Genomic DNA, 12,591 nt, shown 5'->3' on the forward strand with positions numbered 1-12,591 from the left:
TATAGCTCACTTGAAGCTATCTTAATAGATATCTGCTTGGTAACGGTTCGCAATTTGAAGATTTTTTACATACTCTTCTGCCTTTTCAATAGTTATCCCCCCCTGTTGTTGTATAATCTGCTTTAAGGCAACATCAACATCTTTGGCCATTTTTTTAGCGTCACCGCACACGTAAAAATGCGCTCCTTTCTCCAACCATTCATATAACTCCTTACCGTTTTCCAACATTCTATGTTGTACATAGTGCTTTTGATCCTGATCTCTTGAAAAGGCAACATCTGCTTTGGTCAGAACCCCCTCCTTCAAATATTGTTGCCATTCTGTCTGATAAAGGAAATCTGTAGTGAAATTCCGATCGCCAAAGAAAAGCCAGGAAGGTCCCTTTTTGTCCAATACTTCCCGGTGTTGCATAAATGCCCTAAATGGCGCCACTCCAGTTCCCGGACCAACCATAATAATAGGCACTTCAGGATTTTTGGGAAGCTTAAAGCGTGTATTCCGATCAACAAAGACCTTTACTTTATCGCCAATATCAAGCCTGTCTGCCAGGGTAGATGAACAATGCCCTTCCTTGTTTCTGCCTAATGCACTATATCGGACAACCGACACCAACAGATGTACTTCTTCATCAACTACATCTTGAGCCGAGGCTATGGAATACATCCGTGGGGTATTTTTGCGCAAAATGGAAATCAGTTCGTCAGAAGTCAACTCGTACGGCACCTCGTTTATCAGATCTAAAAAATCACGTCCGGAAAGATACTCCTGAAGTGCAATTTTATCCTCAAGGATTTTCTTTAACCCCTTATTGCCTGTTAGTTCTGCATATCCGGAAAGCGTGTTCCTTGAAAGTGGAGTAAGTTCATAGTTATATGTAAGTGCATCATGTAGCGTTTTGGTACCTTCATAGGTTTCTACCTCCTTTTCGCCCGCTAACTTTGTGGTATGCAAAACTGACTCTACCAGTTCATGGGAATTGGAACCGTACACCCCTAAGGCATCCCCAGGCTCATATTTTATTCCAGATCCTTCCAGATCCAATTCAAGGTGAACGGTCTCTTTGGAAGATCCCTGTCCGTTTAGATTGATTTTCTCGAGAATGGTGGCTTCAAAAAGATTATTTCTGGAATATAGGGACTTATTAGCCGGATTATCGGGAATGTTCTCTGCTTTGACCGGGGAAGTTTGGCCATTTGTCTGCACTACGGCACTAAGAAACTTGCTTTGCCAAGCCTCTGCCTGTTCTGCGTAATCTACATCGCAGTCCTCACGCGGAACAATTCTTTGAGCTCCAAGTTTTTCAAGTACTGTATCAAAATCTTTGCCAGTCTGGCAAAAGTCAATATAACTACTATCTCCTAGGCTTAAAACCGAGAATTGTAAATGCGCCAGGTTTGGTGCCTTATTGCTGTGCAGGTATCGATAGAAATCTTCAGCTTGTACCGGGGGTTCTCCCAATCCATGGGTGCTTACGATTATGGCCAATTTTTTGATGCCCTTGAGTTCCCTGGTTTTAAAAGAGGCCATGTCGGAAATTACTGCATCAATTCCCAAATCCTTTACCTTGGAATGTAGGTCTTTGGCCAAACTTTCAGAATTACCTGTATGGCTCCCGAAAAGAATATGCACTTTTTCGTGTTTAAGCTCATTTTTAGTATTGTGGCCCGAATCCAATGGTAGATTTCCAGTAGAGGGTTTGTTCAAAGACGTATGAATGAGCCCTTCGAAATAACCACTTAGCCATTGAAGCTGACCGGAGTCAAGTCCGGATAAAGCTATATTGAGTTTGTCCACTTGCTCATCGTTGAACGGTCCTCTGTCCAATCCTCTTTTTAGTTCCATGTTTTCAGATAATAAGTAATTATTTATTGGGCTGGGGAGTATACCTCAAGTATGGCTTTATAACTCGATGGCCTTTAGGATATTTGGCTTCTACATCTTCCTGCTTCACTCCTGGTGGAATAATTACATCCTGGCCATCTTCCCAATCCACTGGAGTGGCCACATTATGTTCCGCTGTAAGTTTTAGTGAGTCGACAACCCGGAGAATTTCGGAAAAGTTTCTTCCCGTAGAAGCGGGATACGTAATAATGGCCTGTACCTTTTTGTCGGGACTGATAAAATAAACAGATCTAACTGTGGCAGAAGTAGATGCGTTGGGATGTATCATATTATAAAGGGTTGCCACATTTTTGTCATTATCCGCTATAATAGGGAAATCCACATTGCAGTTTTGGGTTTCGTTGATGTCCTTTACCCAGCCATAATGTGAATCCAAGTCGTCAACACTAACAGCGAGTACCTTAGTCTTTCTTTTTGCAAAATCTTCCTTTAACTGGGCGGTCCTGCCAAGTTCTGTTGTACACACAGGGGTATAGTCTGCAGGGTGTGAATATAAAATTCCCCAACTATTGCCCAGCCATTGGTGAAAATCTATTTCACCTTCCGTCGTCCGCGCCTTAAAGTTTGGCGCATCGTCTCCAATTCTCAAACTCATATCTTAAATTTTTAAATTATACTATTAGGCAACTTCAAAATTAATGAAGCCTTTCAGATTCAAATTTACGAGGGTTTATTCCCAATAGCCAATTGCAAATATTAATTTATGATAACCTAAGGTTATGACGATTGTCGACCTTGATGAGTGGAAGTTATAATAGAGTTTAATGTAATATTAGTGAATAGATGCTTCTGTCGATTCTCAATTCAATAACCAATGACAACTAAAAATTATGGTTTCTCCTTAAAAAATTCATTAGTAATAAGGACAACCCTCCTTCAGGACCTTGGGGCGTTATAAAATAAAATTGCCTGTGGATCGGCAGTTTTTTAATCTCTATTATCTTTAAGACGCCGCTTTTAAGTTCTTTAAAGATGGCATGTAAGGAAACGAATGCCATACAATCAGAGTGTTGTAGGTAGGATTTTATGGCTTCCGTGCTGCCCAATTGCATTTCTATTTTTAGGTCTCCAAGTCGGATTCCTTTTTGCTTTAAAGCATCGGCAATGACTTCCAAGGTCCCCGATCCGGGCTCCCGTAATAGCAAAGGAATGTTCTTCAGGTTTTCGGGTCTTATCTCTTCTTTGGTTGACATAGGATTTTTACTCCCGCAAACCAGTACGATCTCATCTTTTAAGAAAGGGGAATAGTGAATTTCACGCCTTTTGGATTTGCCCTCAACTACGCCAAGTTCTATGCTCTTATTTAGAAGGGCCATCTCAATTTGTTCCGAATTGCCACTGAACAGCTCTACCTTCACATCTTGGTGCATAGCATGGAACCGGGCCAATAATGGAGGTAATATGTACTGCGTAATGGATGTGCTGGAACCCACATGTAAAACCCCTTTGAACGCCTCGTTGAACTGGTTTAGATCAAACTCGATTTGCCTATAGATTTCTTGAATGTTTTCTGTATGTTTTAGAAGAACTTCTCCTGCCCTGGATAGTATTACCTTGTTTCCCCTTCGATCAAAAAGTGCCAGGTTAAATTGACTTTCCAACTCTTTTATATGTTTGGTCACAGCAGGTTGGGATATTAATAATTCCTCTGCGGCTTTGGTAAAATTTAGCCTTCTAGCGACCGTATGAAAAACCTTTAAACGAAAATCGAACATTTACAATATTACTCATATTTTTCAGTATGGAAAGTTGGAAAAATAAAAATCTGCTTATAAGAATAAAAATTACCAAGAGCTTTAGGTATTGAAAGCATTAAATAACCCAGAAGATTTGAACGCAATGGTCTATTCTTTTATTTTTTTGAATCTCATCATTGGTATTTCTCCAATCATTAAATTTAGCCTACCCTCTTTGTCCAGGCTAAAGGCATTTATTTTTTTCATCATATTCAAAAACTGTGGTTCACCATCACCACAATACATTAATGTAGAAGGTCCAGGTTCGCCAATGGTGATGCTATTACCATCAATTTTAAAATCGGCGGAATAACCGTTACAGCTGTTATTGCCCGTAATCTTCCCTGTGGTCTTGTTAAATGAAATTACCGGCTTCTTGTCCGGATATAGGCCATCAAAAGCAATCCGCGTTCCTGATATATACTCCAATTCCCATATGGAATTGTAAAGGTTATTATTACTCCCATTCTTAATTGCGGTACATGAAACGATAACCACCATAAACAAAAGGGTTGAAACTAAAATGTAATTCTTTTTCATATAATTATTCTTTGATCAAGTTTTTACGAAATTTTCCAGTGATTATGAGCAATATCATCATCAGGATGGATACACCCAAAATTATGCCAATATTAAACAGGGAACGTTCGAGGCCTATTTCAGGTATATTTAGAAATGGATAGGGATAGTAATTTGAAATATATCCCCTTGAAGCTATGAACACAACATAGATCAATGGATATAGTAACCAGTTTAGAACTGATTTGGTCTTCAATTCAGTCGTTTTTGAATAGATGAACCAATACATTAACATGTAGATCGGGATAACCGTATGTAGTAATTCATCGACCACAAATTGTAAGCCGGTAGGGTTCCATATGTGTCTTAAACTAACCTGATATACCAAGCCTACAATTAATATAAATGTAGTTAAGGCAGTCATGGCTCCATTGGACAGAATTAGGTTTAAAGGATTCTTCTTGGAATCTAAATATGACATTGTAAAGTATAGTGCGACCAATATATTGGTCAAAATGGTGAAAAAACTAAAAAAACGAATAATGGTTTCAAATAACCCTGCTTGCCTATTCATAATCAATAGGATAAATTGACCAATAATTGCAAACCACCCTATTGTAAGTCCTATGGTTTCAAGTTTTCTTTTCATTTACTTTGAATTAATTAACTAGACCAATGGCAATATACTTATTATAAGAAAATCCGAATATTAGAGAGATATTGAATGATGAAGTTTTAAGACTTGGTAAAAAAGCTATTTGATTCCTACAACGATTATTCCTTTGCTTTGGAAATTATCCGATTCTTCCAACCCATGATTGCAGAATGCCCTTTTAAATAGGCATCATGGGAATGATAGAATATATTCTTTTTCAAATCCAAAATAACCGGCCATTGTATGTTGTCCACTCCCTGCCCCAATACATTGACAATGGCCGTTTCAACAAACTTGGAGCATATGGGCCCCAATAATCTAATTTCATCATGGTGACCTGGACCGGATAAACCAATATAATAATCAGCAGGTTTACCTGAAAAGGAGCATATGGGCATTTCTGGCATATCGGGCAAAGAATTTTCCACAAGTCCTCCGAAAGTTTCGCTATTTGAAAACAAGGTATTTCTGACACTTTTCATAAATCCAAATCTAACCTCTTTTCTGTTTAGATAGAAGATTGCCCAATTTATTTTATCATCTGAATTATTAACTATTAAATAGGCTTGGGTTCAGATTATTACAGTTTTAATCAACACAAGTTGTTTTTTACCTAATTTAATTCCATAAGTCGAGTATTGGCTGGCTTCTGTTTATACCCTGAAAATATAGGTATTTGGGATTTACTGAACTTTCCCTTCTCAAACGGATACCCCAGATGGCGGCTGGCCAGCATGTAGTTCCATAAAGCTGTTGCTAGTTCAAAATAGGTCTCATAAATGATCAAAATACTTTGGTTTGTTAATTTTAATTCGGCTGAAGCAACCAAACCTAATGATTGACGTCTTCTACGAAAAATAATTAATCTTTAATGAGATTATGGGTAGCGACGATGTCAAACTAATTTTCGGTTAATAAAAAATAATCCAAACTAACACCTAGGTATTGAATCAACTGTGGCATTATAATACAGAATAGGATTGCATGAATTGACAATAGTTCCATGGCTGTAAATCGTTCGTAGCGAGGTTAATGGTATAATTGCCCCATTACAAAGAATTTCCATCCTCCCCCAAAACTTAAAATGGAAATAATTTCAAATGTCAACTGGATCAATGTTACGTCGGCCTATAAGTCCTTTGGGCCTATTTGTGGAACAAAGTATTATGCCATTTTTGAAATCCGGATATTTTTTTCTATGTACATGTAGCGTTTTACCGCAACCTTTCGTACAGGTGATAATTTAGGTAAATGCCATGGCCCGTAGATCATTCGGGCAATTGGCGTTAAGGTATTTAAATTCAATCTAATAACTATGCGAAGGTATGGCCCATTTTTTTGAAGCATCATTGATGCTGGGCCGTTAAAGGTAATTGTGTCCTTTTGGAATAGGGAAGACAAATTGATTTTAAATCTCGATCAAGATTAATATTAATAAATTTTTATTGGTATAAGAATAGTTCTTGCACCACTTGAATCAAAATATAAAAAATAACAGCCGTTGCTTTAAAGGGCCATTTGATTTGAACCTGAACCCATTTATTTTAAGTATCCATTTTTGGATGGACCAAAGTTCAATAATGTCCCTATATATATTATTATAAAGCCATAACCATCATTTTAAATAATTCTAAGTATAAAGTGTGAACGGTTTTTTTAAAATATGGGAACCTGTTCATTCACAAAATAAAATTGCGGAGAAAAAGAACAATCAATGTGGCTACCGGTTTCAGGAAATTCTTTTTAATTCCCTTAACTGGTATAATTGTGAATAAGGTTGGGCAAGGACACTAAGGAGGAAGAGACGAAATTAATTTCTGGTTGTATTTCGAAAATAGGAAAAGATCAGGAACGTCTGTATAAGAAATATTACGGTTATGTCATGGCCATAGGAATGGCATATTGTACAAATAAGGATATAGCAAGAGAAGTGGTTGATGATACCTTTATTAAGATTTTTGATTCGATTGAATCCTTTGATCACAAACAATCGTTTAAAGGTTGGATAAGAAAAATAACCATTAATTGCGCCATAGATGAATTTAGAAGAAACAAAAAACATCTATATCATTTGGACGTATCCGATTGTTCCAGGGATTTGCCGGCGGTGGAATTATTGGACAACTTGGACATTGATGATATTTATCAATTATTGGGAGAACTTCCTGAAATGTTAAGGACGGTTTTTAATCTCTATGAAATCGAAGGATATGACCATAAGGAGATTTCTGAGTTAATGGGCATAGGCGAAAGTTCATCTAGGACTTATCTCGCAAGAGCTAAGGAGAGATTGAGGGGCTTGGTAACCAGACATTTTAAATAGTAAGGATGAAAGAACAATTTGACGAAGAATTGGCAAAGAAAGTAAGAGACGCAATACTTGACCATGTAGAAGTCTATGAGGATGGCGCATGGGAGCGTTTTTTAATCCACAAGAAGAAAAGAAAAAACCGTATTCATAATTGGTGTATGACGGGAGTCGCCTCTTCTATTTTGTTACTGATTGCAATTGGCTGGATATTAATGAAAAACCCACATCATCCTGTAGATTTTCAATATCCCGTAACTATAAAGGACCTCACCCTACCCCATTCCAGAATATTGGAATCTACATCAGGCGAGGATAGTGTTGGAACTGGTAAAAATCTCCTGAAAGAGAGCACCGAGATGGATAATATTAATGTAACTAAAGTTAGTGATTCTAAGCAAATGAATCTAGATGCTGAAGATGCATTGGCCCATATGAATGGTAGATATGTCGATTCTAAAGGAAAAGTGAGAACAATAGTTGCCGTAACAAAGTCTGTAATGATATTTGAGAATGCTTTGCCAATTCAAGCTGGAGACATTGACTTGATCAATATTCCCTTTGACAATTATGATTGGATTACAGAGCAATTTGCAGTTCCCAAAAAGGATGGCGACTACAAAGATATAAGTACTGTCCAAGAGGATGTTGAAATTGGATTCCAGGTGTCACCAAGTTATGGTTCAAACAATGCCAATAGCCAGGCCTTGACTTCCACCAACTTTGGGGCCGGGGTTGTTTTGAATGTGCCGATAAAATCCTCGGCATTTGCAATTAACACTGGCATTATATTTAATAATTTGCGACTAAAGAACGAAGAATCAATTCTTGCAAGATCTGAAGCCTCAATGGAAGAGGATAAATACAATAAGGAAGAAACGAGTCTTAAGAATTTGGATATACCTATTAATATTATGTACAAGATCCCTAGTAAAAGAAACTTTATTTTTATTCAAGCAGGGATGTCGTCCTATTTAACGTTTAATGAAAATACGGTAGCAACAAAAACGACCTTTCGAGAGGTAGAGGTATATCACGATGTTAATGGGACTATGCAGAGTTACAGGGTTAAGGAAGAGATATCTTCAAAAAAAGAATCAGACTATGAAGGAAGTCGGTTACACCCCTTTGGTACAATTAATTTATCCATTGGTTATAAGGCTCCTTTATCGGATCGGGTAAAATATGAAATACAACCCTTTTATAAGTTACCGTTAAATTCTATATCCTCTGATAATACCAAAGTTCCGATGGGCGGTATAGCCCTAAAAGTTTCCCTAAATCCATGATTGTATTCTGGAAAATCAGTACTTATAAATAAAATGATATGGAAATATAGTTGTGAATCGGACATTTGGATACATGCAGGTAATTCTGACAGCATAGTCTTCTAGAGCCTTTAAATATATTTTATTGATTGAACTATGTTGGATCGGTTTTGTTAAGAACAGGTATTCATTAATATTGGAATAAATTGTCTTTAAGTCCACTGGAATAATGTGAATGAGTACACGAAATAAGGCATAGGTTGGAAAATCACTAGAATTTGAATTAGTTATTGTTTTTATTTATCAAAAGTCTCTATTGTTCTTGATAGGGGCTTTTTTTGTATCCTCAGTTAATCCAAATTATTGCATTTGTCATCCATGTTGAATAGTGCGGTGAAATATCATATCTCTTGACATTTAGTATGATATATTGTACGTCGGTAAACAAAGTTTATGAGCCACCTCGTCCAATGTTTTTCATTGAACTTGGCCATATTTAGGATCGATTTTTCGTTCTAGTTTGGATTATTTAAAAAAAAAAATTAAAACCCTGTAGCGTTTAGTAAAGCTTCAACGTAATGGGATTATTAACATTAAAAAACATAATTTACATGAAAAACAAGATTAAATTCCCATTTTATTATTTTTTAATTAGTATGGCTTTAGCCCCAGTTTTGACAACGTCTTGTAGTAAGGATGACGACAATGATTCAGATTCAAAAGTTGCGGCCCCAACCCTAAGCAATGCCAGTGAACTTCAAGCTACTTCGTTTAAAGCATCCTGGTCCAAAGTGGATTTGGCGGATAGTTACCTCATTGAAGTTTCCACCAAAGCTGATTTTAGTACTTCGGTTACGGGCTACAATAAAAAATCGGTTACTACCAACAGTACCACAATCAGCGGATTAGAAGGGGAAACCAAATATTATTTCAGGGTCTACGCAAAAGATGGTGGTGACGTGTCAAAAGCATCTGCAGCTAAAGATGCTACGACCACTAAACTAATAGCTGGACCAGTGCTAAAGGATGCAACTGATATTCAGAATACATCATTCAAAATTGAGTGGAGTGCAATAACCGGGGCAGATAAATATCTAGTGGAGGTTTCCACCAAATCGGATTTTAGTTCTACAGTTTCAGGTTACAACAAAAAGGAAGTGAGTGAATTATCCGTAGCCGTAAGCGGTTTAACAACCAAAACCAAGTATTACGTTAGGGTTTATACCAAAAAAGGTACAGATGTATCCAAACCATCTGCGGTTAAAGAAATTACAACAAGTTGATTGTGATATACTGTTTGAGTATGTAAATAGAAGGCTGCCTATTAAGGGCAGCCTCTTTTATGTTGCGATTATTCAATCTTGGATTCAAAATTAACGGGAACAATCAAGAAGAGCTACCTTTACATTAATCCCAAACAAATCCCGTTGTTAACCTGAAAACAAATGCGTATAGCACCAAAATAAAAAGGACGGCACATGCCCAAAAATATATTTTGAACCCGTTTTTTACTAATTGGTTCCCTAAGTTTTTGAATGCTTCTAAGTAGACTTTTTTAAGAATTATTGACTTTACCATTTTGGGGGATTTTTTTAAATTTACTGGCAAAGTTATTAACCTGATTAGAGGTCAACGTTCATCTTGGACAAACGGTCCAAACTTTGGTTTAAATATCATGGGGAATCAATAAGTCCAATAAATATGTTTATCATCGAAATTATGTAATCATTTCCCAATGATTTTCAATAGCTGTTAACTTTTCCTAATTCGGAAATCATGCGTAATTATCAATAATTTATTGAAGAATACCATTGGTCCGTTTAAAGTGGCACATATCGAATAAGTATGGTGGCCTTGCAAATTATCTAATACATTGAATGTTGTTATTTTAATATGAACCTATTTATAAAGTGGCACAAGAGAAACCTCTTTTATGCGAATATTCAAAACACTACGGGGCCATTTCTTTTACCGTAAATTATTCCTATTGGAACAATAATTACAGGAAATTATATTTTTCTGCCCAACCCTTGGAGCCATTTCAAGGTCTCCAAGCGACCAATGATTTTGTTTATGGGATGATTGATCAGGATTTTCAGTTGCAAGTTGGAATAAAGGAATTTCAAATTGTAATGACCAAGGAACTACATGAAAGAATGGGATTATTATATGACCTAATCAGGAACGAGTACGTAGAACTCAATAACAAACATTTATAAATAACGGCTTGGTATGGGTCTCGATTCCAGTGTTTCATAAATTAGGTCGTGGTATCGTAATTACCTATCGTATCCGGTGCGTCCCCTACCAAGTAAATTTGCCTCTTTTTAAGAGAGTTTTGGTTGTTTTTTGAATTTTATTTTATTCGCTTTGCCCATAAATGTAATTGATTGTAATGATGTTAAAATTTAACCCCATTACGTAACATATGGTGAATATTTCCTGTAAAAACATGTCAAATTTACGGCTCATTGTCTAATCGTGATCGGAACCTGGAGTCTTCATTTTAATACTCGCTGGTTCCCTTCCCAAAACTTTCAAATTATGCCAACACATGTAATTACCACAGATGATCTGAGGGATTTTAAGATCGAATTGATGGAGGGCTTTAAGGAGTTGCTCTCTAAACAGGCCAATGGTACACTTAAAAGGTACCTTCGCTCCTCTGAAGTGATGGAGTTGCTCAATATTAGTTCAGGTACCCTTCAAAACTTAAGGATCAATGGTACTTTGCCGTACACAAAAATGGGCGGAATCCTATTCTATGATACAGAGGATATCCAAGCTATTATGAAGAAGAACAGGGTGGATTACGAATTTTAACACCTTAACTATGAACTATATCAAACACCTGAACGGGGTCTTCCTCCAGTTCTCAAAAGATAATCGACTAAACCCTACCCACATAAGCCTTTATGTGGGACTTTTTCAATTATGGAACAGTTACCATTTTCGTGATAGCTTCCATATTAACCGGGAAGAAGTAATGGCCTATGCAAAAATAGGCTCTAAATCAACTTATCATCGCTGTTTGAAGGAATTGCACCATTGGAATTATTTGTATTACCGTCCCTCCCATAACCCCTTCCAGGGGAGTACGATCAAGATGTTCAATTTTGGGACAACTGATGGACAAGTAGTGTACCCACACCAAACCACATCAGGGACAAGCAATGGACAAGTAGTGGTACCTATAAATAAACATATAGAAACTATAAAAAACAAAACAAATGTGGGCAAACGGGACCGACCCCAAAATGAAAAAGAAGTTGTTGCTTTTTTTAATGAAAAAAACTGGCCTATTACGGAAGCCAAGAAGTTTTACTGTCATTATAAAAGCATTGGATGGAAAGTTGGAGGTACGGCCGAAATCGTAGATTGGCATGCTCTGGCGCAAAAATGGATTTTTAAGTCCATGGAGATAAAGGAGGATAAAACAGTGGTCCCGGTCAGCCAGAATACGGACAACCTGAAGTCCAGTTCCATGAAAAATTTTAATCAGCCCCTATGAATCCACATATACGCTTTGTAGGTCATAAACAATACGTCCTCGGTAGTCTTAAGGATAATCAGATCTGCTATGATTTCAATAAAATATTATTATATCTCAATGCCAAAGGACAAACAATGTTCGGCAAGAATTTTAGCATATTGGAACAGGACCGCGACGTCATTTACAAACTCTGTAACTATTATATCAAGGATCCTTTGAATTGCAAGAAACTGGATATTGACCTTAACAAAGGTATTTTACTTTCTGGGCCCGTAGGTTGTGGCAAGAGCAGTTTAATGAAATTGTTGCGCTATCTGAGTCCTTACGGCCGAACTTATGAAGTGATACCGGCACGAAATATCACTTTTGCATTTAATAACATCGGTTTTAAAATTGTGGAAGACTACGGTGAGGGGAAATCCTATTGTTTTGATGATCTGGGAGTGGAGCCTACGGGACGATATTTTGGTAAAGATTGCAATGTAATGGGGGAAATACTTCTTTCCAGATACGAACTATTATTGAACCATAATATCCATACCCACGCCACTACCAATCTCAATGCCCAGGAACTCGAGGAACGTTATGGTTGCCGTGTTCGATCTAGAATGAGGCAATTGTTTAATTTGATCGCCTTTAAGGAAGATAGTAAGGATAAGAGAATTTAGGTATGGCTTTATTGATAATACATATGCTACACCTTGATGTCA

Annotated in this window: 14 protein-coding genes; 7 read left to right on the plus strand and 7 right to left on the minus strand. The window is 37.1% G+C overall.

Annotation, left to right across the window (positions count from 1 at the left end; all coding sequences use genetic code 11):
- Positions 1-21 precede the first annotated feature (21 nt).
- From KO529_RS13875 to KO529_RS13900, 6 genes are all read right to left on the minus strand, one after another.
- Entirely contained in the window at positions 22-1,842 is a 1,821-nt protein-coding gene (locus KO529_RS13875; RefSeq protein WP_215948463.1) for an assimilatory sulfite reductase (NADPH) flavoprotein subunit, read from the minus strand.
- 19 nt (positions 1,843-1,861) lie between these two features.
- On the minus strand, positions 1,862-2,497 hold the full coding sequence (locus tag KO529_RS13880) for a peroxiredoxin (protein WP_187586667.1): 636 nt from the start codon (positions 2,495-2,497) through the stop codon (positions 1,862-1,864).
- 226 nt (positions 2,498-2,723) lie between these two features.
- Entirely contained in the window at positions 2,724-3,617 is an 894-nt protein-coding gene (locus KO529_RS13885; protein WP_072861161.1) for a LysR family transcriptional regulator, read from the minus strand.
- 129 nt (positions 3,618-3,746) lie between these two features.
- Positions 3,747-4,178, minus strand: coding sequence for an META domain-containing protein (locus KO529_RS13890; RefSeq protein ID WP_215948464.1), 432 nt, complete (start codon positions 4,176-4,178; stop codon positions 3,747-3,749).
- Between the two features lie 4 nt (positions 4,179-4,182).
- Positions 4,183-4,806, minus strand: coding sequence for a Pr6Pr family membrane protein (locus tag KO529_RS13895; protein WP_215948465.1), 624 nt, complete (start codon positions 4,804-4,806; stop codon positions 4,183-4,185).
- A gap of 125 nt (positions 4,807-4,931) precedes the next feature.
- On the minus strand, positions 4,932-5,294 hold the full coding sequence (locus KO529_RS13900) for a hypothetical protein (RefSeq protein WP_215948466.1): 363 nt from the start codon (positions 5,292-5,294) through the stop codon (positions 4,932-4,934).
- Positions 5,295-6,589: 1,295 nt separating this feature from the next.
- Here KO529_RS13900 and KO529_RS13905 point away from each other — a divergent pair.
- From KO529_RS13905 to KO529_RS13915, 3 genes are all read left to right on the plus strand, one after another.
- Positions 6,590-7,135 carry an RNA polymerase sigma factor gene (locus tag KO529_RS13905; protein WP_187586671.1) on the plus strand — a complete coding sequence of 182 codons (546 nt, stop codon included), beginning with the start codon at positions 6,590-6,592 and terminating at the stop codon, positions 7,133-7,135.
- Between the two features lie 5 nt (positions 7,136-7,140).
- Positions 7,141-8,409, plus strand: coding sequence for an outer membrane beta-barrel protein (locus KO529_RS13910; RefSeq protein WP_215948467.1), 1,269 nt, complete (start codon positions 7,141-7,143; stop codon positions 8,407-8,409).
- A gap of 590 nt (positions 8,410-8,999) precedes the next feature.
- Positions 9,000-9,671 carry a fibronectin type III domain-containing protein gene (locus tag KO529_RS13915; RefSeq protein ID WP_215948468.1) on the plus strand — a complete coding sequence of 224 codons (672 nt, stop codon included), beginning with the start codon at positions 9,000-9,002 and terminating at the stop codon, positions 9,669-9,671.
- 124 nt (positions 9,672-9,795) lie between these two features.
- Here the strand turns inward: KO529_RS13915 and KO529_RS23675 are convergent, their stop codons facing one another.
- Positions 9,796-9,966: a DUF6747 family protein gene (locus KO529_RS23675; protein ID WP_354667780.1), complete on the minus strand. Its 171-nt coding sequence runs from the start codon at positions 9,964-9,966 to the stop codon at positions 9,796-9,798.
- A 332-nt stretch (positions 9,967-10,298) separates the two neighbouring features.
- Here KO529_RS23675 and KO529_RS13920 point away from each other — a divergent pair, with 332 nt between their 5' ends.
- The 4 genes from KO529_RS13920 (at position 10,299) to KO529_RS13935 (ending at position 12,549) form a co-directional block, all read left to right on the plus strand.
- On the plus strand, positions 10,299-10,607 hold the full coding sequence (locus KO529_RS13920; RefSeq protein ID WP_215948469.1) for a hypothetical protein: 309 nt from the start codon (positions 10,299-10,301) through the stop codon (positions 10,605-10,607).
- Between the two features lie 325 nt (positions 10,608-10,932).
- Positions 10,933-11,211: a helix-turn-helix domain-containing protein gene (locus tag KO529_RS13925; protein WP_215948470.1), complete on the plus strand. Its 279-nt coding sequence runs from the start codon at positions 10,933-10,935 to the stop codon at positions 11,209-11,211.
- A gap of 10 nt (positions 11,212-11,221) precedes the next feature.
- Positions 11,222-11,899 (plus strand): hypothetical protein, encoded by a 678-nt coding sequence (locus tag KO529_RS23490; protein ID WP_252734399.1) that lies wholly within the window; start codon positions 11,222-11,224, stop codon positions 11,897-11,899.
- Positions 11,896-12,549 (plus strand): ATPase, encoded by a 654-nt coding sequence (locus tag KO529_RS13935; protein ID WP_215948471.1) that lies wholly within the window; start codon positions 11,896-11,898, stop codon positions 12,547-12,549. Before KO529_RS23490 ends, KO529_RS13935 begins: the two co-directional genes overlap by 4 nt.
- Positions 12,550-12,591 lie beyond the last annotated feature (42 nt).

The organism is Arenibacter algicola (assembly GCF_018860365.1).
GTDB lineage: Bacteria > Bacteroidota > Bacteroidia > Flavobacteriales > Flavobacteriaceae > Arenibacter > Arenibacter algicola_B.

What these genes read in the sequence shown, in the direction of transcription:
- KO529_RS13915 (WP_215948468.1), top strand. Translation starts at nt 9,000, where the DNA reads ATGAAAAACAAGATTAAATTCCCATTTTATTATTTTTTAATTAGTATG.
- KO529_RS23675 (WP_354667780.1), bottom strand. Translation starts at nt 9,966, where the DNA reads ATGGTAAAGTCAATAATTCTTAAAAAAGTCTACTTAGAAGCATTCAAA.
- KO529_RS23490 (WP_252734399.1), top strand. Translation starts at nt 11,222, where the DNA reads ATGAACTATATCAAACACCTGAACGGGGTCTTCCTCCAGTTCTCAAAA.
- KO529_RS13910 (WP_215948467.1), top strand. Translation starts at nt 7,141, where the DNA reads ATGAAAGAACAATTTGACGAAGAATTGGCAAAGAAAGTAAGAGACGCA.
- KO529_RS13900 (WP_215948466.1), bottom strand. Translation starts at nt 5,294, where the DNA reads ATGAAAAGTGTCAGAAATACCTTGTTTTCAAATAGCGAAACTTTCGGA.
- KO529_RS13875 (WP_215948463.1), bottom strand. Translation starts at nt 1,842, where the DNA reads ATGGAACTAAAAAGAGGATTGGACAGAGGACCGTTCAACGATGAGCAA.
- KO529_RS13895 (WP_215948465.1), bottom strand. Translation starts at nt 4,806, where the DNA reads ATGAAAAGAAAACTTGAAACCATAGGACTTACAATAGGGTGGTTTGCA.
- KO529_RS13885 (WP_072861161.1), bottom strand. Translation starts at nt 3,617, where the DNA reads ATGTTCGATTTTCGTTTAAAGGTTTTTCATACGGTCGCTAGAAGGCTA.
- KO529_RS13890 (WP_215948464.1), bottom strand. Translation starts at nt 4,178, where the DNA reads ATGAAAAAGAATTACATTTTAGTTTCAACCCTTTTGTTTATGGTGGTT.
- KO529_RS13880 (WP_187586667.1), bottom strand. Translation starts at nt 2,497, where the DNA reads ATGAGTTTGAGAATTGGAGACGATGCGCCAAACTTTAAGGCGCGGACG.
- KO529_RS13935 (WP_215948471.1), top strand. Translation starts at nt 11,896, where the DNA reads ATGAATCCACATATACGCTTTGTAGGTCATAAACAATACGTCCTCGGT.
- KO529_RS13925 (WP_215948470.1), top strand. Translation starts at nt 10,933, where the DNA reads ATGCCAACACATGTAATTACCACAGATGATCTGAGGGATTTTAAGATC.